This window comes from Microbacterium sp. Clip185 (genome assembly GCF_028743715.1).
Classification (GTDB): Bacteria; Actinomycetota; Actinomycetes; order Actinomycetales; family Microbacteriaceae; genus Microbacterium.
In genome coordinates, this window is record NZ_CP117996.1 from 3111250 (window position 1) to 3130978 (window position 19729).

Below are 19729 nucleotides of genomic sequence, written 5' to 3' on the forward strand. Positions count from 1 at the left end.
GCACAACCCGTTGATCCGGGGCCGTTCTCCGCCTACGGTGGGCGCCCTCATCCGGCTCCGAACTCCTGCAGAACCGCCGCACCGGGGCCTGGAGACCCGTGGACGGCCGGTTCTGCAGGAGTTCGGGCCCGCCCGCTCAGCGGCGCACGAGCTCCTTGGGACGCCGCATGAACAGCACGGCGACGAGCCCCACGACGATGATGCCCGCGGGCAGCAGCGTGGCTTGCGCCATGGCGGTGGAGAACCCGGCGACCACGGGCTCCGGAAGGGTGCCGGTGCCGAAGCCGGATGCGGCATCCGCCGCCCCGGGAAGATTCGCCTCGAGCCGGGCCTGCATGACCGCCGCGATCGCCGCCGATCCGATGACCGAGCCGACGACGCGCGTCGTGTTGTAGATGCCGGCGCCCGCACCCGCCTGGCGCGGCGGAAGCCCGCGCGTGGCGGTCGTCGCCAGCGGACCCCACATCCCCGCGTTGCCGATTCCCTGCAGCGCCGAGGGGATCAGGAAGACCCAGATCGGCGTCGTGGGATCGCCGATGAGGACCGAGTTGAACACGAGCGAGCCGCCGACCAGGACGAGCCCCGGCACGAGGATCACGCGGGGGTCCACCCGATCGAGCAGACGCCCGGCCAACGGCGCGAGCACGCCGGAGAGCACGGCCATGGGGATCATCAGCAACGCGGCCTCGGTGGGCGTGAGCCCACGTGCCAGCTGCAGCGCGAACATGAACGGAACCGACATGGCCGTCACCGCGAAGCCCACCGCCGCGATGCCCGCGTTCGCCGCCGAGAAGTTGCGGTCGCGGAACAGATCGAGCGGCACGAGCGGCTCGCTGCGCGTGCGCGCCTGCGTCCAGATGAAGACCGCGAGCACGACGACGCCGACCGCGATCATGAGCCACACCCACGGTGCCCAGTCGAAGTGCTCGCCCTCCTGCAGGCCGAACACGATGAGGAACAGCGCCACAGCGGACAGGAACACGCCGACCATGTCGAAGCGGTGCTTGTGGGTCTCCAGCTGCGGCACCAGGATCCACGCGAGAACCAGCCCGATGATGCCGACGGGCACGTTGATGAAGAAGATCCACTCCCATCCGAGGCCGTCCACGAGAAGCCCGCCGGCGAGGGGGCCGACGAGCATCGCGACCCCGGCGGTCGCACCCCACAGGCCCATGGCAGCGCCGCGCTGCGAGGGCGGGAAGGTGCGCGTGATCACCGCCATCGTCTGCGGCGTGACGAGCGCGGCACCGATCCCCTGCACGGCACGCATGGCGACGAGCATGCCGAGACTGGACGAGAGCCCGCATCCGAGCGACGCGAGCGTGAACAGCGCGAGGCCGATGAGGTAGATGTTCTTGGGACCGAACCGGTCACCGAGACGCCCGGTGATCAGCAGCGGCACGGCGTAGGCGAGCAGGTAGGCGCTGGTCACCCACACGACGTTGTCGAGGTTGTTCGTGTTCGGATCCAGCGCGGCCTTGATGGCAGGGTTGGCGACCGAGACGATCGTGGTGTCGACGAGGATCATGAAGAACCCGATGACGAGGGCCCAGAGGGCCGGCCACGGGCTGCGTGTGGGCGTGTTGGTGGTAGCGGTGGTGGGAGCGCTCATTCGCGAGCAGCCTTTCTCTGAGTGAGGTACCGGTCGCTGGTGCGATCGTGCGCATCCGGACCCCAGGCGAAGCTCGGGTCGCCGAGGCGCCCGAGGAAAGCGTCGAGCCAGGCCAGGTCGGCCTGGGCGAGGAAGAGGGAGCGGTCGACCTCGACGAGGTGCTGCTCGGCCACACCTGCCGGGCGGGCCTTGGCGAGCCCTGCGGTGAGGTCGGCGATCTGCTCCGTCAGCGCGTCGCGGCGCACGGCCAGCAGCGCTGCGACGTCGTCACGGTCGAGGTTGTGCGCCTCGGCGAGAGCGACACGGAACTCGACCGGCCGGTCGATGCGCACGAGCTCGGCGCGCACTCCATCGTGGAGGGCGGCCATGCCGGCATCCGTCAGCGCGTACGTCGTGCGTTCGGGACGATTGCCCTCGCGCTCGGTGCCCGCCTCCGCGACGAGTCCGGCCTTCTCCAGCCGGGCGACGGTGTGGTAGACCGTGCCGCCGGTGACATTCAGGATGCGGTCGTCGTGACGCAGTCTCATGAGCCGCAGCATCTCGTAGGGATGCATGGGGTCTTCGCGCAGCAGCGCGAGCACCATGATCCCCAACGGGGTGATCCGAGCCGTCATTGGGTACTCCATATCGATTAGTCCACATGGACTATACACCCGCGGCGTACCCTTCCGGCATGCCGGATGCCGAGCGCGAGGCCGCCCGCCGACGCGGCCACGAGATCTTCGATCCGATCGTCGAGCCGCTGCTGAAGATGCCCGACGTGGATGTGGGCAGGATGTTCGGCTCGGAGGGCGTCCGCATCCGGGGCAAGGTCTTCGCCTTCCTCGGCTTCGACGGCACTCTCATGGCCAAACTGCCCACGGCGCGCATCGATGACCTCGTCCAGGCGGGCACCGCCCGGCGCATGATCATGAAGGGGCGCCCGCTGCGCGAGTGGGTCGAGGTCGGCACCGATCAGGCCGAGGCGTGGGCCGGGATCATCCACGACGCGCGCGCGTTCCTCGACGAGATCACCCCCTGACGGATGCGACGGGCGCACCGACGCCCGCACGGGATAATGGGCGAGTGAACGACCCTGCGCTCCTCGACGGCTGGCGGCACGTCTACTCCGGAAAGGTCCGCGACCTCTACGTTCCCGACGACACGCCCGAAGGCGCTTCCGGCGAGCGCATGCTCGTCGTCGCGAGCGACCGCGTGAGCTCCTTCGACCACGTGCTCGAGCCCGGCATCCCCGACAAGGGCGTGCTGCTGACGACCCTGAGCCTCTGGTGGTTCGACCGCCTCGCGGGCGGAGACGGCGGCCGCCGCATCCCGAACCACCTCGTCGCAGACCACGTTCTCGGCGCCGACGACACCGCGCACGAGCTCATCCCGGATGCGGTCGCCGGCCGGGCCATGGTCGTGCGCGCACTCGAGATGCAGCCCATCGAGTGCGTGGTGCGCGGCTATCTCACCGGCTCCGGTTGGCTCGAGTACCAGAGCACGGGAACGGTCTGCGGCATCCCGATCGCCCCGGGACTCGCCGACGGCGACCGCCTCCCGGAGCCGATCTTCACCCCCGCCTACAAGGCGCCGATGGGCGAGCACGACGAGAACATCTCGTTCGAGCGCACCGCAGAGATCGTGGGGAGCGAGATGGCCGAGCGCTTGCGCGAGCTCTCGCTGGAGATCTATGCACGCGCCGCCGCCACCGCCGAGGAGCGCGGCCTCATCCTCGCCGACACGAAGTTCGAGTTCGGGCTCGACCAGCAGGGCGTGCTCACCCTCGCGGACGAGGTGCTGACCCCCGACTCGTCCCGGTACTGGGATGCGGATGCGTGGCGCACCGGCACGACGCCCGCCGAGCGGATGGCGAGCTTCGACAAGCAGATCGTGCGCAACTGGCTCGCCGCGGCCTGGGTCCCCCGCGAGGGCGAGCCGCCGCGGCTCCCCGACGAGATCGCGGCGCAGACCTCCGCGCGCTACGCCGAACTGCTGCGCCGACTCACCGCTGTCTGACCCTCCCCTCATCCGCGTCGTCGTACGGGCCGGCGGCCACTACCGCCGCGCCCCCGCGCGCGCCAGACTTTCCGCGAGACTGCACTTTTGCCACGAGATCACGGGGAATACCCGTGATCTCGTGCGGGAGATGCAGTCTCGCGGGATGAAACACCCACGCGAACGGGCCGTCCGCCCGGAAAGGACCACCCCATGCCCCTGTGGAAGATCCACGGAAACGGCCGCACCGTCGCTCCGGGCGAGGTCGTCGCACCCGACGAACGCCTGAACTGGCCCGCGACGATCGCGATCGGCGCCCAGCACGTCATCGCCATGTTCGGCGCCACCTTCCTCGTGCCGATCCTGACCGGCTTCCCGGTCGCCACGACCCTGCTGTTCTCCGGCGTCGGAACGCTGCTGTTCCTCGTGGTCACGAAGAACAAGCTCCCGAGCTACCTGGGCTCCTCGTTCGCCTTCATCGCGCCCGTGACGGCGGCGACCGCATCCGCCGGCATGGGTTCCGCCCTCGCGGGCATCGTCGCCGTGGGTGTGCTGCTGGCCATCATCGGCGTCGTCGTGCAGTTGGCGGGCCTCGGCTGGGTCGACAAGCTCATGCCCCCGGTCGTGGCCGGCGCCATCGTCGCTCTGATCGGCTTCAACCTGGCCCCCGCCGCGTGGAACAACTTCCAGCAGGCGCCCGTGATCGCCTCGATCACGCTGGCCGCCGTCATCCTCTTCAGCGTGCTCTTCCGCGGCTTCCTCGGCCGGATCTCGATCTTCCTCGGCGTCGTCGTCGGCTACATCGCCGCCGCGATCTCGGGCGAGCTCGACTTCAGCAGCGTCGCGGATGCGGCCTGGGTCGGCCTGCCCACCTTCCACATCGCCGACTTCGGCAGCCCGGGCACGTGGAGCGCGATCGCGATGTTCCTGCCCGTCGTGCTCGTGCTGGTGGCGGAGAACGTCGGCCACGTGCGCGGTGTCGCCACGATGACGGATGCGTCCGTCAACCGCTCCACCGGGCGCGCCCTCATCGCCGACGGCGCCGCCACCACCGTCGCCGGGTTCTTCGGGGGTTCGGGAACCACGACCTACGGCGAGAACATCGGGGTGATGGCCGCGACCCGCGTGTACTCGACGGCCGCGTACTGGGTCGCGGGCGTGGTGGCGATCCTCCTCAGCCTGTCGCCCAAGATCGGCGCCGTCATCAACTCCGTGCCTGCAGGCGTGCTGGGCGGTGTGACGACCGCGCTGTACGGTCTGATCGGCATCATCGGCATCAAGATCTGGGTCGACAACCGAGTGGACTTCTCCCGCCCGGTGAACCAGTACACCGCCGCTGTCGCCCTCGTCATGGCGATCGCCGGCTTCTCGATGTCGTGGGGCGACTTCCAGCTCGGCGCCATCGTGGTGGCCACCGCCGCGGCACTGCTGATCTACCACCTCGGCAACGCCATCGCCCGATGGCGCAAGACGGGGGCCGACGACGGCGGCCCCATCCCCGCGGTCGGCCCGCTGGGCGGCGACCCGGAGTGACACGCGGGCGCCGCGGGCGGCATCCCGCTCGCGGCGCGCCGCATCCGGTCGCCCCGGATGCGGGGGCTCAGGCCGACTCGCGCCGGATGAGCTCGGACGACAGGATCGTGGCGTGCGGGGGCTCCTGGCCTGCGAGCAGCGCCAGCAGCACATCGACCATCTGCTCGCCCTGCAGCTGCGAGGGCTGGCGCACGGTCGTGAGCGCGGGGGTCACCGCGGTGGCGACCGGCGAGTCGTCGAACCCGACGATCGCGATGTCGTCGGGCACACTCAGGCCGGTGCGCTCGAGCGCCGCCAGCGCGCCGCGCGCCATGAGATCGCTCGCGATGAACAGGGCGTCGATCTCGGCGCCGGAGGCGAGGATGCGCTGCATCGCGGTGTAGCCGCCGGCCGAGCTGAATCCGCCGTCCTCGATCGGGCCGACCTGAAGTCCCGCATCCTGCAGCACCTCGCGGTAGCCGGTGAGTCGGTCGATGCCGGCGGGCATGTCGATCGGACCGGAGATCGTGCCGATGCGCGTGCGCCCCGCCTCGACGAGGTGCCGGGTCGCCGTACGACCCCCCTCCACGTTGTCGATGTCGACGAAGTAGGCGCCGTCTCGTCCGTGAGCGGGCCGGCCGCCGTAGACGACGGGGACCGCGGCGGCGATCCGGTCGACGAACGTGTCGGTCGTGTGGTGCGAGACGACGATCGCGCCGTCCACGGCGCCGCTGCGCAGATACGCGGCCGTCTTGTCGCGCGGATCGTTGCTCGCGATGATGAGGTTCAGCACGTAGTCGGATCTGCTGAGCCGCGCGTTGATGCCCGACACGATCGACGCGAAGAACGGGTCGCCGAAGAACCTGTTCGTGTCTTCCGGCACGATCAGCGCGATCGCCATCGTCGCCCGGCTCGCGAGCGAGCGCGCGGCCCGATTGGGCACGTAGTTCAGCTCGCTGATGGCGAGTTCGACGGCGGCCACCGCAGCGGGACTCACTGCGGTGGCGCCGTTGACGACTCGGGAGACCGTAGACCGGGAGACCCCGGCCATCGCCGCGACGTCCTCGATGGTGGCGGTGGCACGACGAGGGTCGCTGGTCACGGTTCTCTACCTCTGCAGGACGGCGCCCTCGGGCGCGTTATCGATCGCACGGGCGGCGATGACCCGACGATACTCCAGAGCGCTGTCCTTCAACGTACGCACCTGGGTGTCGTAGTCGACATGGACGATTCCGAACCGCTTCTCGTAGCCCCAGGCCCACTCGAAGTTGTCCAGCAGCGACCAGTAGAAGTACCCGCGCACGTCGACGCCCGCATCGGCAGCGTCCAGCACGGCCGACAGGTGCGCGCGCAGGAACTCGGTGCGCTCGACATCCTTCACCCGGGCGACGCCGTCCTCGACGACGAGCTGGTCATCGTAGGCCGCGCCGTTCTCGGTGACGTAGAGCACGGTGCCCGCGGAAGCGGCGTACTCGTCCGAGACGCGGCGCAGGAGCCTGGTCAGACCCTCCGGCTGCACCTCCCAGTTCATCGAGGTGCGCGGCAGGCCGCGATCGTGCCAGTGGATCCCCTCCGCCGCCGGGAACGGCGAGCGGCCGGGACGATCGGTGGGAGCCTCGCCGGGCAGCGGCGGGTTCGGGTCGGGCTGAGCGCCCACGAACTCGCCGTGGTAGTAGTTCACGCCCAGGCTGTCGATGGGCTGCGCGATGAGCTCGAGGTCGCCCGGACGGATGGCGGCCTGCCACGTCTCGACGGCCGCGGGGTCGACCACGCGGATGTCGTCGATCACGTCCTGCGGGTACGAACCGCGGAAGATCGGGTCGAGGAACCAGCGATTGAACTGGCCGTCGATGCGCCGCGCCGCATCCCGGTCGCCCTCGTTCTGCGGGTCCACGGGGTCGGGAACGGTGAGGTTGAGCGTGATCCCGAGGTTCTTGCCCGCGTCGCGTCCGCGGAGCTCCTGCACCACCTGGCCATGACCGAGCAGGAGGTGGTGCGAGGCCAGCATCCCCTCGGCGATGGAGTAGTGACCGGGAGCGTGGATGCCGGCGGTGTAGCTCAGGAACGACGAGCACCACGGCTCGTTCAGCGTGGTCCAGATGTCGACCCGGTCGCCCAGCGCGTCGTACACATCCAGCGCGTACTCCGTGAACAGGTCGCTCGACTCCCGCACCGCCCAGCCGCCGCGTTCCTGCAGCGCCTGCGGCATGTCCCAGTGGTAGAGCGTGAGCCACGGCAGGATGTCGGCCTCGCGCAGCTCGTCGACCAGACGCTTGTAGAAGTCGAGGCCCTTCTGGTTGAGAGGACCGGCGTCCGGGCGAACCCGCGACCACGAGACCGAGAACCGGTACGTGTCCAGCCCCAGCCCCTTCATGAGCGCGACGTCATCGCCGTAGCGGTGATAGTGGTCGCACGCGACATCACCGTTATCGCCGTTGATGACGGCACCGGGCTCACGGCAGAACGCGTCCCAGATGGATGCCGTCCGTCCGTCTTCGAAGGCAGCGCCCTCGATCTGGAAGGCTGCGGTGGCCGCTCCGAACAGGAAGTTCCGCGGGAACGCGCGCAGAGCGTCGCTCATTGTCGATGTACCTTTCTCGCGCCGGGCCTCAGCCCTTGACGGCGCCTTGCATGATTCCGCTCACCAGCTGCTTGCCGGCGAAGACGAAGAGGATCAGGAGCGGGATCGTCGACAGCAGCACGCCCGCGAGGACGATGGAGTAGTCGACGAAGTAGTTGGACTGCAGCAGCGACAGCGCGACGGGGAGCGTCGGGTTCTGCCGGTCGAGCACGATGAACGGCCAGAAGAAGTTGTTCCAGGCTGTCACGAACGTGAACAGTGCCAGCATCGCGGCCGCGGGACGCGCGGCGGGGACTCCCACCGTGAGGAAGGTGCGGAACGAGCTCGCCCCGTCGACACGGGCCGCCTCGATCAGCTCGTCCGGCACGGCCTGGCGGATGTACTGCGTCATCCAGAACACCCCGAAGGCGCTCACCAGGGCCGGGATGATGATCGCGCCGATCTGGCCCGTCCATCCGATCTCGCTGAACAGGAGATACAGCGGCACGACGCCGAGCTGCGTCGGCACGGCCATCGTGGCGATCACGAACACCAGCAGCCAGCTCGAGCCGCGGAACTTCAGCTTGGCGAAGGCCCATCCGGCGAGCGTCGAGAAGAACACGACGGATGCGGCGATGAGAGCCGAGCTGAAGATCGAGTTCCACAGCGCAGGCCAGAAGTTCACGGCCGGGTCGTTGATGACCTTGGCGGCGTTCGCGATGAAGTTGCCGCCGGGGATCCACGACATGTTGGGGTCGCGGATCGTGTACGAGTCGCCGGAGCCGATGAGCAGCGACCAGTAGAAAGGGAACGCGGCGCTCAGCAGCACGACGCCGAGGGCAGCGTACACGAACCAGCCAGGACGCGAGCCTCGCACCGGGCGCCGCCGGCGCACCGGCTTGCGGCCGGGTTCCAACAGCGCTTCCTCCGCCGCGACGGGCGGGTTCTGCAGAGTGGTCATCGGAGGACCTCCGTCTTCTGGGACGCGGTGGCACGGGAGGCTTCGACCGCCTCCTTGGCGGCGCGTCGGGCGGCGCGCATCTGGGCCCGGCTCATGTCGGACTTCTTGCCTTCGTCACGCACGAGCCCGCGGGTGACGAAGAGGTTGATCGCGCCGATGGCGAGGATGATCAGGAAGAGGATCCAGGCCAGCGCTGCGGCGCGGCCGAAGTTCCACTGGCCCCATCCGAGGTCGTAGAGCCACAGCGTGATGGTGAGCCACTGGTTGTCGGCGCCGCCGGTTCCGGTCTGGTCGTACATGCGCGGCTCGTCGAAGATCTGCAGGCCGCCGATCGTCGAGGTGATGATGACGAAGATCAGGGTGGGCTTCAGACTCGGCAGCGTGATGGAGAAGAACTGGCGGACCTTGCCGGCGCCATCGACCGTCGCCGCCTCGTAGAAGTCGCGCGGGATGGCCTGCATGGCCGCGAGCAGGATGAGGGTGTTGTAGCCCGTCCAGCGGAAGTTGACCATCGTCGCGATGGCGATGTGGCTGGCGAACGCATCCGAGTGCCACTTGATGGCGGGGATGCCGAGGTCGGTGAGGATCGAGTTCACGAGACCGTACTGGTCGCCGAACATGTTGGAGAAGATGAGCGCCACGGCGACGGGGGCCATGACGTAGGGCAGCAGCACGCCCATGCGCCAGAACGTCTTGGCGCGGATGTTCTGATCCAGCAGCACCGCGATGAACACCGCCAGGATCAGCTGCGGGACGGTGGAAAGCAGAAAGATCGAGAAGGAGTTGCGAAGGGCCGTCCAGAACTTCGGGTCGTTGATGACCGTCGCGTACTGGTCGAAGCCGACGAAGGTGCCCGTGCCGCGCACGAGATCCCAGTCCTGGAAAGAGATGTACGCCGTGTAGGCGATCGGGAAGAGCCCGACGATCAGGAACAGGATGAAGAAGGGGGAGATGTACAGATAGGGGGACAGCTTGAGGTCCCAGGAGCTGAGGCTCTTGCCACCGAAGCCGATGCGCTTGGGGGATCTGGCCGTCGTGGACGAGGCGCTCACGTCGTTCCTTCGTTTCGTTGAGGGTGAGACGGGCCCGCAGGGTCGGCCCTGCGGGCCCGTCTCACTGCGGGATTACTTGATGGCCTCGACCTCAGAGACCCACTGGTCCCACGAAGCCTTCGCGTCCTGCGTGCCGTCCTCGACGCGCGTGAGCGCCTTCTGCATCGCGTCGTTGACCTGGAAGTAGAACTCGCCCTTGAAGGGGGTGACCGTCACGGCCTTGGCCCGCTCGGAGAAGATCTGGCCGACCGGAGCGTTGTTGAAGTACTCGTTGGTCGAGTCCAGCAGCGTGGCGTCGCTGAGCGCGTCGTTCTGGCTCGGGAAGGTGCCGGCGTTCTCGAAGGCCTTGACCTGGGTCTTGGCGTCGGTCAGCCAGTCGGCCAGCTTCTGGGCGGCCGCGACGTTCTTGCCGTTGGCGGGGATCGTCAGGTACGAGCCGCCCCAGTTGCCGCCGCCGTTGGGGAACATCGGTGCGACGTCCCAGCCGGTGACGTCCTTCGCGTTGCCGGAGATGACACCGAGCATCCAGCCGGGGCAGAGCATCGTGGCGAAGTCGCCGTTGCTGAGACCGGCGAACCAGTCGTCCGACCACTGGCTGAAGTGCGCCGACTGCGTCGCGCTCGCCTTGGTGACCTGGTCGTAGATGTCCTTGACCTCGGCGTTGGTCGTGGCGGTGATCTTGCCGTCCGAGGGGTTCTCGTACGCCGCCTCGACCTGGTTGATCATGCCCTGGTAGGTGCCGCCGGCGGAGTCGAAGAAGGCCTTGCCGGTGGCGGCCACGTACTGGTCGCCGACCTTGAAGTAGTTGGCCCAGTCGCCGTCGAAGAGCTTGCCGACCTCGGCGCGGTCGGTCGGGAGACCGGCGGCCTGGAACAGGTCGGAGCGGTAGCAGACGGCCTCGGGGCCGATGTCGGTGCCGTAGCCGATGAGGTTGCCGTCGGCGTCGGTCGCGGCCTTGACCTTCCAGTCCAGCCAGCGGTCGGTGAGGTCGGTGGGAACCGGCGCGAGCATGTCGGAGTACTTCATGACCTCGGGCAGCCAGTCGACCTCGATCGCCTCGATGTCGGCCAGGCCCGTCTTGCCGAGCTTCTGGAAGTAGTTGGCGCGGGCGTCGTTGGAGGTCGCGGCCTTGTTGTGGACGATCTTCACGTTCGGGTTCTCGTCCATGTACTCCTGCAGGAGTGCATCGGTGTAACCGAAGTCGTTGAAGGTGGCGATGGTCAGCGTGACCGGCGCGTTCGGGTCGGACTGCTCGCCGCCGCCGGTCGAACAACCGGCGAGGACGATGGCTGCGGTTGCGATGCCGGCGGCGAGGCCGAGCGGTCGCAGGGCGCGTGATTTCACGGGACACTCCTTTGTGGATGCGGTTCGGTGCCAGAAAGCTCTCGATGTCCCCAGGACTGGGAGCGCTCTCATCGGACGCGACTCACAGTATGGGAGCGCTCCCGAGAGGTCAAGAGAGCGCTCTCACCGTTCGGGTAACGGTTGGATAACGCATCCGCACCGCGGGCGTCCTGCCCGCCTCTAGACTGGGAGCAGACCATCTCCCGCGCACCCTCGGAGCCGTTATGCCCACGATCGTCGTCGATGTCATGCCCAAGGCCGAACTGCTCGACCCGCAGGGCAAGGCGGTCCAGAACGCCCTGCACCGCCTGGGCGTCGAGGACTTCGGCTCCGTCCGGATCGGAAAGCGGTTCGAGCTGACCGTCGAGGGCACCGTCGATGAGGCCCTGCTCGAGAAGGTGCGCGAGATCGCCGACGATGTGCTCTCCAACGCGGTCATCGAGGATGTCGTCGGCATCGAGGTCGTCGAATGAGCGTACGCATCGGGGTCATCACCTTCCCCGGTTCGCTCGACGACCGCGACGCGCAGCGCGCGATCCGTGTGGCCGGGGCCGAGCCGGTCGCCCTCTGGCACGGCGCTCACGACCTGCAGGGCGTCGACGCCCTCGTGCTGCCGGGCGGCTTCAGCTACGGCGACTACCTCCGGGCGGGTGCGATCGCGGCGCTCGCGCCGATCATGTCCGAGGTGAAGGATGCGGCCGCCGCCGGCATGCCGATCCTCGGCATCTGCAACGGCTTCCAGATGCTCGTCGAGGCGCACCTGCTCCCGGGCGGACTGATCCGCAACGCGCACCAGCAGTTCGTACGTCGCGACCAGCGTCTGCGGGTCGAGAACGCCGACACCGCCTGGACGAGCGACTTCAGCACGGGCCAGGAGATCGTCATCCCGCTGAAGAACGCCGACGGCGGCTACATCGCCGACGCCGAGACGCTCGCACGCGTCGAGGGCGAAGGTCTCGTGGCGTTCCGCTACATCGGCGTGAACCCGAACGGCTCGCTCGATGACATCGCCGGGCTCACCAACGAACGCGGCAACGTCGTGGGGCTCATGCCGCATCCCGAGCACGCGGTCGAGCCCGGCTTCGGGCCCGACACCTCCGCCGCCATGCGCTCCGGCGTCGACGGCCTCGGCTTCTTCAGCTCCGCCATCGCGGCCGTGGTCTCCGCCGCCGCCTGATCCGGGCGCACTGCCTCCCCTTTCCCCGTTCGGCTGGGGGTGAGGGCGGCGACGAACGGGCGAGCACCGGTCGCGCCCTCTCGGGCATGACACGTGTCATGCCCGAGACGTGACAGAACCCTCCGGCGCAGGGGGTCGCCGCGCGGTTGGCTGAAGGCATGAGCGAACCGCGCGTGCAGATACCCGACACCCCCCTCGCCCCGGATGCGCCGGCCGTCCAGCTGCGCGGCATCGTGCGCCGCTTCGGCCGCGCGGGCCAGCGCTTCACCGCCGTCGACGGCATCGACCTGCGCATCGAGCGCGGCGAGATCGTGGCGCTGCTCGGCCCGAACGGGGCGGGCAAGACCACGACGATCGACGTGCTGCTGGGACTCGCGGAGCCGGATGAGGGCAGCGCCCTCGTCTTCGGCGCCCACCCCCACCGCGCGGTGGCGGCCGGGCGGCTCGCCGCGGTGCTGCAGACCGGCGGCCTGCTGTCGGATCTCACCGTGCGCGAGACGGTCTCGGTCATCGCCGACCTGTACGGTGCGGGCACCCGGGTCGCCGAAGTGATGGAACGCGCCGATCTCACCGAGATCGCTCGCCGCCGCGTCGGCAAGTGCTCCGGCGGCGAGAAGCAGCGCGTGAAGTTCGCGCTCGCACTGCTGCCCGACCCCGACGTGCTGGTGCTCGACGAGCCCACCGCCGGCATGGACGTCACGGCCCGCCGGCGGTTCTGGCAGGCGATGCGCGCCGACGCGGATGCGGGACGCACGATCGTCTTCGCCACCCACTACCTCGAGGAGGCCGAGCAGTTCGCCCGGCGCACCGTCGTGATGAGCCGCGGCCGCATCGTCGCCGATGCCGCCACCGCGCACCTGCGCGCCTCCCTCGGAGGCCGCCTCGTCTCGGCGACGCTCGCCGACGAGGCGCTCGCCACGGCTTTCGCCGCCGAGCTGGTGGGCGACGAGTCCGCCGCCGAGGTGTCGGTGGACGCGTCCCGGCTCACGGTGCGCACCGCCGCATCCGATGCACTGGCCGCGCGCCTGCTCGCCGCGGGCGCGAGCGACCTCGAGATCACGGCCCCGACCCTGGAATCCGCCTTCACCCGACTCACCGAGGAGCCCTCATGAGCACGCTCGTCTCCCCCGCGATGTATCGCATCGAGGGTCTGCGCCAGCTGCGGAACCCGTACACGCTGGCATTCACGCTGGCCATGCCGTTCGCGATGTACCTGCTGTTCGGCGCCAGCATGGACTACGCCTCGCAGAGCGTCGGTCACGCGAACGCCTCGTTCTACGTCATGGTCTCGATGGGCGCCTACGGCACCGCGACGGCGATGAGCTCGCTGTGCTCGCTCGCCGCATCCGAGGTCGGACAGGGGTGGGGACGACAGCTCGCCCTCACGCCTCTCTCGACCGCCGGATACGCCCTGACGAAGGTGCTCTCCGCGATGTCGTTCGCCGCACTGTCGGTGCTCATCGTCTACATCGCCGGATACGTCACGGGCGCCGCGGCCGACGACGTGTGGCGATGGTTCGCCTCGGCCGCCATCACTCTCGTGCTCGGCCTGGTCTACGGCCTGTTCGGTCTGGGCGTCGGGCTCGCGTTCAACTCGGACTCGGCCGCCGCTCTCGCCTCGATCTCGATCACCTTCTTCGGCTTCTTCGGCAACGTCTTCGTGCCCCTGAGCGGCGTGATGCTCGACATCGCCAAGTGGACGCCGATGTACGGCTACGCAGCCCTCGTGCGCTGGCCGGCGACCGGCGGCGCACTCGTGGCGGGAGGCTCCGACCAGCTCTGGGCTGTCGTTCTCAACGTGCTCGTCTGGGGCGCGCTGTTCGCCCTGCTGGTGCGCTTCGGCGTCGTGCGCTCGCGGCGTCGTCGTTAGGCTCGAGCGGTGACGACCCCCTCCGTGCCCCAGCGCATGCCACAGGATCCGTGGCAGCGCTGGGGCTGGGTCATGGCCATCGTGTGGATGGTCTTCCTGGCCTTCCCGGTACTCTCCCTGCTGTCGTCGTCCGCGCCGGCGCCCCTGCTCGTGCTGGGGTGGGCGGCACTGGTCGGATTCGCCGTGTCCTACGTGGTCGGATTCGTCTCGGGGATGCGATCGGCCTGGGGCGCGCCGACCCGACTCGTGAAGACGCTCTTCTGGGTGCAGATCGCGTGCGCCGCGGCGACGGTGCCCGCCATCGCCGACGGCGCCCTGAGCTTCGTGCCGTTCGTGATGTCGTACGCGAGCTACGGCCTCCGGCGTATCTGGCACTGGGTGACGATGGCGGCCGGCATCGGACTCGTCGTCGTCGTGATCGTCGCTACGGGCTCGATCGCTGACAACATCCAGATCCTGTCGGTGGTCATCATGATCTCCGTCGTCAACACCGTGACGAGCTGGCTCATCGGCCGCTCCGTCGACACGGATCGGATCCGGCTGGAGCTCGCCGCCAGCGACGAGCGCACCGCGATCGCCCGCGACGTGCACGACCTGCTCGGTCACACGTTGACGGCGGTGAAACTGAAGGCCGAGCTCGCCGAGCGTCTCGTCGACCGCGATCCCGCTCGCGCGAAGGCCGAGCTCGCCGAGATCGTGCGCCTGACCAGCGAGGCGATCACGGGCGTGCGCAGCACCGTGACCGGCATCCGCGGACAGGCCTTTGCCGAGCAGCTGGTCGCGAGTCGTGCGGCCCTCGAATCCGCGGGGATGGCCGTGGAGGTCACCGGCGACGCCGCTTCCCTCTCCCCCGCCCAGTCCCTGCCGGCGGGGTGGATCGTCCGGGAGGCGACGACCAATATCCTGCGCCACGCGCACGCCCGCACGGTGCGCATCTCGGTGGCACCGGGCGTCGTGACGGTCGACGACGACGGCGAAGGGGTGCGCCAGCGGCCGGGCAACGGGATCCGGGGCATGCAGGAGCGGGCGGCAGCGGCCGGCGCCGTGCTCGAAGTGGTCCCGGCACCCAGCGGCGGAACGAGAGTGAGCATGACGTGGTGAACGCACCGATCCGACTGATGCTCGTAGACGACCAGGCGCTCGTCCGCGGTGCGATGGGCGCCCTGCTCGAGCTGGAGGGCGACCTCGTCGTGGTCGCCGAGGCGGCCGACGGTGCGCAGGCCGCATCCCTCGCCGGCCAGGCGACGCCCGACGTCTGCCTCATGGACATCCAGATGCCCGGGATGGACGGGATCACCGCCACGCGCCAGGTGCGCGAGGCGAGTCCGGCGACACGCGTACTCGTGGTGACGACGTTCGCCCGGCCCGGGTATCTGCGCCAGGCACTGGATGCGGGAGCCAGCGGCTTCATCGTGAAGGATGCGCCGGCCGATCGCCTGGCGGATGCGGTACGCCGCGTGCATGCGGGGCTCCGGGTGGTCGATCCCGAGCTCGCCGAGGCGTCGCTGTTCGAGGGTCAGAGCCCGCTGACCGAGCGCGAGCAGCAGGCGCTGCGCCTGTCGGCCGACGGTCGGGCGGTAGCGCAGATCGCCGCGGAGATGTTCCTGTCGGCGGGCACCGTGCGCAATCACCTCTCGTCGGCGATCGGCAAGACCGGCACCGAGAACCGCTCGCAGGCGGCGCAGGTCGCCCGCGAGAAGGGCTGGATCTAGCGCAGGCGCGCCGGCGCGCGGTGTTCGGGGGCGATCGTCACCCTCCGCGACGGGTGCACTGTTCAAGGGACCCGAAACGTCGGCCCGGGCGCTCCGCGTCGCAAGACGAGTCCCTTCAACAGGCCCGCCCCTAATTCGAGGGACTCGAAACGTCGCCCCGGACGCTCCGCGCCGCAAGACGAGTCCCTTCAACAGGGGCGGCGGCGCGGGTCAGCAGGGGCGCGGGCGCGGGGTCACACGAGGCGGCCGCCCTCGAGGCGGAGCACGCACCCGGCCGCGGCGATGAGCACCGGGTCGTGACTCACGCACACGACGACGGCACCGCGCTGCCGCTCCCGCTCGACGGCGGCGAGGATGCGGGCGCTGCTGTCCGCATCCAGCCCCGTCGTCGGCTCGTCGAGCAGCAGCACGTCGGCGCGGCGGGCGAGCGCCTGAGCGAGCAGCGCACGCTGTCGTTGACCGCCGGAGAGCGTCGCCACCGGTCGGGAGGCGAGATCGGTGATCTCCAGCGCTGCCATCGCCTCCGCCGCATCCGCCCGCTCCGCGCGTGAGGGCAGCGGGAGCCGGCGCCGCCAGGCACCGATCCGCACGAGCTGCGCCACCGTCAACGGCAGCTGCTCGGCGATGGCGGAATGCTGGGGCACGAAGGCGATCCGCCTGGCCCCGTCGACGACGCCGCTCCGGCCGGGCCGCACCCCGGCGAGCGCCTCCAGCAGCGTGGTCTTGCCCGCACCATTCGGGCCGGTGATGACCGTCACCACGCCCGGCTCCAGGCGCAGATCGAGCGGATGCAGCAGTGTCCGACCTCCCGCGTCGACGCGCAGGCCCGTCGCGCACAGCGGGCTGGATGCGGGAGCCGACGGCGAATCGGAGAGGAACATCCGACCAGACTAACCGAGTTGAGAACGGTTCTCATTATCGCTACGGTCAGGTGTCGTGACCCTTCTCCTGCCGCTCGAGCACGCGTTCCTGCTGCGCGCGCTCGTCGGCGGTTCGCTCGTGGCCGTGCTGTGCGCGGTCGTAGGCACCTGGGTCGTCATCCGGGGCATGGCCTTTCTCGGCGAAGCACTGGCGCACGGGATGCTTCCCGGCGTCGCCCTCGCCACCGTGACAGGTGCCCCCGTTCTCCTCGGCGGCGCCGCGAGCGCCGTGGCCATGACGATCGGGATCGGGGCACTGCGCCGACGTGGGCGTCTCGCATACGACACGAGCATCGGGCTCCTGTTCGTCGCGATGCTCGCCGTCGGCGTCATCGTCATCTCACACTCCGGCAGCTTCGCAACGGATGCGACCGCGATCCTCTTCGGCGACGTGCTGGCGATCTCGGCCGAGGACCTCGCGGTACTGGCCGTCGCCACGGGGATCGGCCTGTCGCTCGCGGTCGTCGCGCACCGGGCGTTGGTCGCGGTGGCCGTGGACGCGCGCGTCGCCCGGGTACTGGGTGTGCGTCCAGGCTGGGCCGAGGCCACGCTCACCGGCCTCGTGACGCTCGCCGTCGTCGCCTCGTACCAGGCCGTCGGTTCGCTCCTCGTGGTCGGGATGCTGCTCGCCCCGGCCGTGGCCGCCCGACCGTGGGTGCGCGGGATCGCCGCCACGATGACCCTCGCCGCCGCGATCGGGATCGCCGCCGTCGTGGCGGGACTCTCGCTCTCCTGGCACCTCGGCACCGCCGCGGGGGCGTCGATCGCCGCATCCGCCATCGCCGCGGCGGCGTTGTCCGCGCTGCTGCGCTCCCTGTTCGCCTCCCGCCGCTCCGCCGCCGCGGTGCCGGCGCCGCTCTAGAAAGCTCCGCGTGCGTCATCCCCTCGCCTTCACCGCCCTCACTGCATCCGCTCTCCTGTTCGCCGCCTGTGCGAGCCCTCCGCAGTCAGAACCTCAGCCCACCGCAGGCGCCGGCCACGGGCAGGTCGCCGGCGCCGCCGAGGTGAGCGAGCCGCCCCTGCACCTGCTGACCGCGACGACCGACGGTCGATTGACGCTGCTCGATCTGCTCTCCGAGGAGACCTCGAGCCTCGGCCGCATCGATGCTCCGCTCGCGACCGCCACGGACGGTCGCTACCTCTTCGCCGACACCGGCGACGGCGTCGAGATCGTCGACAGCGGGATGTGGACCTGGGATCACGTGGATCACTTCCACTACTACCGCGCCGAACCGCGTGTGCTGGAAAAGGTCCCCGGCCACGGCACCGCTCGTATCGCGACGACCAATTCATCGACGACGGGCGACACCGGGATCTTCTTCGCCGACGGAGAGGCCGTGCTGCTGGACACCGAGGCGCTCTCGAAGGGCGAGGTCGCCGAGCGGTTCCGGGTGCGGATGCCCGAGCACGAGGGCTACATCGTCCCCGTGGGCGACCACGCCCTCGTCACGACCGGCGCAGGCGCGGTCCAGGTGCGCGACCGCGACGGCGCTCTCCACGGCGACCCCGTCCCCTGCGCCGACCCCGCCGGCACGCTCACCACGCGTGTGGGCGCGATCCTCGGATGCCGGGATAGCGTGCTGCTGGCCGTCGCCGCCGACGCGGGCACCGTCGTCGAGCGCATCGCGCTGCCCGACGGGGTCACGGCTCCCCGCGTCTGGGCCAACCGGGAGGGACGCCCGACCGCCGCGGGTCTCAGCCCCGACGGCTCGATCGTCCTGCTCGACACCCGCGCGCGCACCGCGGCGACGATCGCCGCCCCGAGGCCGCTTCTGGCCGTCACGGCCGTCGACGACGCATCCGAGCACGTGCTGGGACTCACGGCAGACGGACGGGTGAGCGTGATCGACGGCGCGACGGGCGCCGAGCTGGCCCTGACCGAACCGCTCGTCGCCGCCTCGCTCGCGGCGGGATGGACACCCACACTCATCGCGGACGACCGGCGTGCGTACCTCAACGGGATCACCGAACGCGTGCTCTTCGAGATCGACTTCGCGGATGCGGGGCGCATCGCCCGCACGTTCACCACGACCGACGAGCCGGCCTTCGTCGCGGAGACCGGACGATGACCGCCGGGCAGCGCGTCGCCGCGTTCGCAGCCGCGCTCGTGGTCGCGGGCGCACTGTCCGCCTGCGCCCCGACGGGCGAAGATCGCCCCCTCGTCGTGGTCTCCACCAACATCCTGGGCGACGTCGTGACCGAGCTGGTCGGCGATCAGGCCGAGGTCGTGACCCTCATGAAGCCGGACTCGGATCCGCATTCCTTCGAGATCTCGGCCCAGGAGGCGGCGCGACTGCGCTCGGCGGACCTCGTCGTCTCGAACGGTCTCGGGCTCGAAGAGGGCCTCGCGCAACACCTCGAAGCGGCGGCGGATGAGGGTGTGACGCAGTTCGTCGCGGGCGACGTCGTCGACGTCCTGCCATACGCGAGCGAGGAGGCGGACGGCGCCGACGACCCGCACTTCTGGACCGATCCGGCGCGGATGCTGCAGGTCGTCGACGCGCTGGAGCCGACGCTCGCGGGCATCGACGGGGTGGATGCGGCGACTCTCCGCGCCGACACCGCCGCGTATCGCACCGAGCTTGCGGTGCTGGATGCCGAGATGAGCGAGGCCTTCGCCGCCATCCCCGCCGAGAGGCGCGCACTCGTCACCAACCACCACGTCTTCGGCTACCTGGCGGACCGCTTCGACGTGCGCCTCGTGGGTGCCGCGATCCCCGGCGGCACGACACTCGCCGCACCGAGCGCCGCCGACCTCGCCGAGCTCGTCTCCGCCATCCGGCAGGCGAGCGTACGCACGATCTTCGCCGAGTCCTCCTCGCCCGACCGGCTCATGCAGGCATTGGCCGAGGAGGCCGGCGTCGACGTGCGCGTCGAGGAGCTGTTCACCGAGTCACTCACCGCCGCCGACGGCGCGGCGCCCGACTACCTGACCATGATGCGCGTCAACACGCAGCGCATCGTCACCGGGCTCTCCTGAGCCCCTCCACACAGCCGCACCGGCCGGCGGGCCACGCCCGCGAACCCACAGA

20 protein-coding genes are annotated in these 19729 nt (G+C 69.9%); 12 read left to right on the top strand and 8 right to left on the bottom strand.

Features of this window, described 5'->3' with window-relative positions; genetic code table 11:
- Positions 1-136 precede the first annotated feature (136 nt).
- Positions 137-1612, bottom strand: coding sequence for an MDR family MFS transporter (locus PQV94_RS15190; protein ID WP_274286596.1), 1476 nt, complete (start codon positions 1610-1612; stop codon positions 137-139).
- A complete protein-coding gene (locus tag PQV94_RS15195; RefSeq protein ID WP_274286597.1) occupies positions 1609-2226 on the bottom strand; it encodes a PadR family transcriptional regulator in 618 nt (205 codons plus the stop codon). The genes PQV94_RS15190 and PQV94_RS15195 overlap by 4 nt, the downstream gene beginning before the upstream one ends.
- 59 nt (positions 2227-2285) lie before the next feature.
- On the opposite strand from PQV94_RS15195, the gene PQV94_RS15200 reads away from it, so the two are divergent.
- From PQV94_RS15200 to PQV94_RS15210, 3 genes are all read left to right on the top strand, one after another.
- Positions 2286-2633 carry a hypothetical protein gene (locus PQV94_RS15200; RefSeq protein ID WP_274286598.1) on the top strand — a complete coding sequence of 116 codons (348 nt, stop codon included), beginning with the start codon at positions 2286-2288 and terminating at the stop codon, positions 2631-2633.
- 44 nt (positions 2634-2677) lie between these two features.
- Entirely contained in the window at positions 2678-3610 is a 933-nt protein-coding gene (locus tag PQV94_RS15205; protein WP_274286599.1) for a phosphoribosylaminoimidazolesuccinocarboxamide synthase, read from the top strand.
- A gap of 192 nt (positions 3611-3802) precedes the next feature.
- Entirely contained in the window at positions 3803-5122 is a 1320-nt protein-coding gene (locus PQV94_RS15210; protein WP_274286600.1) for a uracil-xanthine permease family protein, read from the top strand.
- Between the two features lie 67 nt (positions 5123-5189).
- Here the strand turns inward: PQV94_RS15210 and PQV94_RS15215 are convergent, their stop codons facing one another.
- The 5 genes from PQV94_RS15215 to PQV94_RS15235 all read right to left on the bottom strand — a co-directional run bounded on the left by PQV94_RS15215 (position 5190) and on the right by PQV94_RS15235 (position 11018).
- The gene (locus PQV94_RS15215; protein WP_274286601.1) at positions 5190-6203 is read right to left on the bottom strand and encodes a LacI family DNA-binding transcriptional regulator; all 1014 of its coding nucleotides are present in this window, start codon (positions 6201-6203) and stop codon (positions 5190-5192) included.
- Between the two features lie 6 nt (positions 6204-6209).
- Complete coding sequence (locus PQV94_RS15220) at positions 6210-7682, bottom strand: glycoside hydrolase family 1 protein (RefSeq protein WP_274286602.1); 1473 nt, start codon at positions 7680-7682, stop codon at positions 6210-6212.
- 28 nt (positions 7683-7710) lie between these two features.
- Positions 7711-8622: a carbohydrate ABC transporter permease gene (locus PQV94_RS15225; RefSeq protein ID WP_274286603.1), complete on the bottom strand. Its 912-nt coding sequence runs from the start codon at positions 8620-8622 to the stop codon at positions 7711-7713.
- Positions 8619-9674, bottom strand: a complete 1056-nt coding sequence (locus PQV94_RS15230) for a carbohydrate ABC transporter permease (protein ID WP_274286604.1) — start codon at positions 9672-9674, stop codon at positions 8619-8621. Before PQV94_RS15230 ends, PQV94_RS15225 begins: the two co-directional genes overlap by 4 nt.
- Positions 9675-9746: 72 nt before the next feature.
- The gene (locus PQV94_RS15235; protein WP_274286605.1) at positions 9747-11018 is read right to left on the bottom strand and encodes an ABC transporter substrate-binding protein; all 1272 of its coding nucleotides are present in this window, start codon (positions 11016-11018) and stop codon (positions 9747-9749) included.
- 224 nt (positions 11019-11242) lie between these two features.
- Here PQV94_RS15235 and purS point away from each other — a divergent pair, with 224 nt between their 5' ends.
- The 6 genes from purS (at position 11243) to PQV94_RS15265 (ending at position 15777) form a co-directional block, all read left to right on the top strand.
- Positions 11243-11491 carry a phosphoribosylformylglycinamidine synthase subunit PurS gene (gene purS, locus PQV94_RS15240; protein WP_274286606.1) on the top strand — a complete coding sequence of 83 codons (249 nt, stop codon included), beginning with the start codon at positions 11243-11245 and terminating at the stop codon, positions 11489-11491.
- A complete protein-coding gene (gene purQ, locus PQV94_RS15245; RefSeq protein WP_274286607.1) occupies positions 11488-12195 on the top strand; it encodes a phosphoribosylformylglycinamidine synthase subunit PurQ in 708 nt (235 codons plus the stop codon). The genes purS and purQ overlap by 4 nt, the downstream gene beginning before the upstream one ends.
- Before the next feature lie 158 nt (positions 12196-12353).
- Entirely contained in the window at positions 12354-13307 is a 954-nt protein-coding gene (locus tag PQV94_RS15250; protein ID WP_274286608.1) for an ABC transporter ATP-binding protein, read from the top strand.
- Complete coding sequence (locus PQV94_RS15255) at positions 13304-14065, top strand: ABC transporter permease (protein WP_274286609.1); 762 nt, start codon at positions 13304-13306, stop codon at positions 14063-14065. The genes PQV94_RS15250 and PQV94_RS15255 overlap by 4 nt, the downstream gene beginning before the upstream one ends.
- A gap of 9 nt (positions 14066-14074) precedes the next feature.
- The gene (locus tag PQV94_RS15260) at positions 14075-15166 is read left to right on the top strand and encodes a sensor histidine kinase (RefSeq protein ID WP_274286610.1); all 1092 of its coding nucleotides are present in this window, start codon (positions 14075-14077) and stop codon (positions 15164-15166) included.
- Between the two features lie 17 nt (positions 15167-15183).
- Entirely contained in the window at positions 15184-15777 is a 594-nt protein-coding gene (locus PQV94_RS15265) for a response regulator transcription factor (RefSeq protein ID WP_274288299.1), read from the top strand.
- A gap of 233 nt (positions 15778-16010) precedes the next feature.
- Here PQV94_RS15265 and PQV94_RS15270 read toward each other — a convergent pair whose 3' ends face one another.
- Positions 16011-16658, bottom strand: a complete 648-nt coding sequence (locus tag PQV94_RS15270) for an ATP-binding cassette domain-containing protein (protein WP_274286611.1) — start codon at positions 16656-16658, stop codon at positions 16011-16013.
- Between the two features lie 55 nt (positions 16659-16713).
- Between PQV94_RS15270 and aztB the strand changes: the two genes are divergently transcribed.
- From aztB to aztC, 3 genes are read left to right on the top strand one after another with little or no spacing between them, the layout of a single operon-like run.
- Entirely contained in the window at positions 16714-17559 is an 846-nt protein-coding gene (gene aztB, locus PQV94_RS15275; RefSeq protein WP_274286612.1) for a zinc ABC transporter permease AztB, read from the top strand.
- A 10-nt stretch (positions 17560-17569) separates the two neighbouring features.
- Positions 17570-18766: an ABC transporter gene (locus tag PQV94_RS15280; RefSeq protein WP_274286613.1), complete on the top strand. Its 1197-nt coding sequence runs from the start codon at positions 17570-17572 to the stop codon at positions 18764-18766.
- Complete coding sequence (gene aztC / locus PQV94_RS15285; protein WP_274286614.1) at positions 18763-19677, top strand: zinc ABC transporter substrate-binding protein AztC; 915 nt, start codon at positions 18763-18765, stop codon at positions 19675-19677. Before PQV94_RS15280 ends, aztC begins: the two co-directional genes overlap by 4 nt.
- The last annotated feature ends 52 nt before the right edge of the window (positions 19678-19729 follow it).

Excerpts from the sequence above, each read along its gene's own strand:
- PQV94_RS15190 (WP_274286596.1), bottom strand. The coding sequence starts at position 1,612 with ATGAGCGCTCCCACCACCGCTACCACCAACACGCCCACACGCAGCCCG.
- PQV94_RS15195 (WP_274286597.1), bottom strand. The coding sequence starts at position 2,226 with ATGACGGCTCGGATCACCCCGTTGGGGATCATGGTGCTCGCGCTGCTG.
- PQV94_RS15200 (WP_274286598.1), top strand. The coding sequence starts at position 2,286 with ATGCCGGATGCCGAGCGCGAGGCCGCCCGCCGACGCGGCCACGAGATC.
- PQV94_RS15210 (WP_274286600.1), top strand. The coding sequence starts at position 3,803 with ATGCCCCTGTGGAAGATCCACGGAAACGGCCGCACCGTCGCTCCGGGC.
- PQV94_RS15220 (WP_274286602.1), bottom strand. The coding sequence starts at position 7,682 with ATGAGCGACGCTCTGCGCGCGTTCCCGCGGAACTTCCTGTTCGGAGCG.
- PQV94_RS15225 (WP_274286603.1), bottom strand. The coding sequence starts at position 8,622 with ATGACCACTCTGCAGAACCCGCCCGTCGCGGCGGAGGAAGCGCTGTTG.
- purS (WP_274286606.1), top strand. The coding sequence starts at position 11,243 with ATGCCCACGATCGTCGTCGATGTCATGCCCAAGGCCGAACTGCTCGAC.
- purQ (WP_274286607.1), top strand. The coding sequence starts at position 11,488 with ATGAGCGTACGCATCGGGGTCATCACCTTCCCCGGTTCGCTCGACGAC.
- PQV94_RS15250 (WP_274286608.1), top strand. The coding sequence starts at position 12,354 with ATGAGCGAACCGCGCGTGCAGATACCCGACACCCCCCTCGCCCCGGAT.
- PQV94_RS15255 (WP_274286609.1), top strand. The coding sequence starts at position 13,304 with ATGAGCACGCTCGTCTCCCCCGCGATGTATCGCATCGAGGGTCTGCGC.
- PQV94_RS15265 (WP_274288299.1), top strand. The coding sequence starts at position 15,184 with ATGCTCGTAGACGACCAGGCGCTCGTCCGCGGTGCGATGGGCGCCCTG.
- PQV94_RS15270 (WP_274286611.1), bottom strand. The coding sequence starts at position 16,658 with ATGTTCCTCTCCGATTCGCCGTCGGCTCCCGCATCCAGCCCGCTGTGC.
- aztC (WP_274286614.1), top strand. The coding sequence starts at position 18,763 with ATGACCGCCGGGCAGCGCGTCGCCGCGTTCGCAGCCGCGCTCGTGGTC.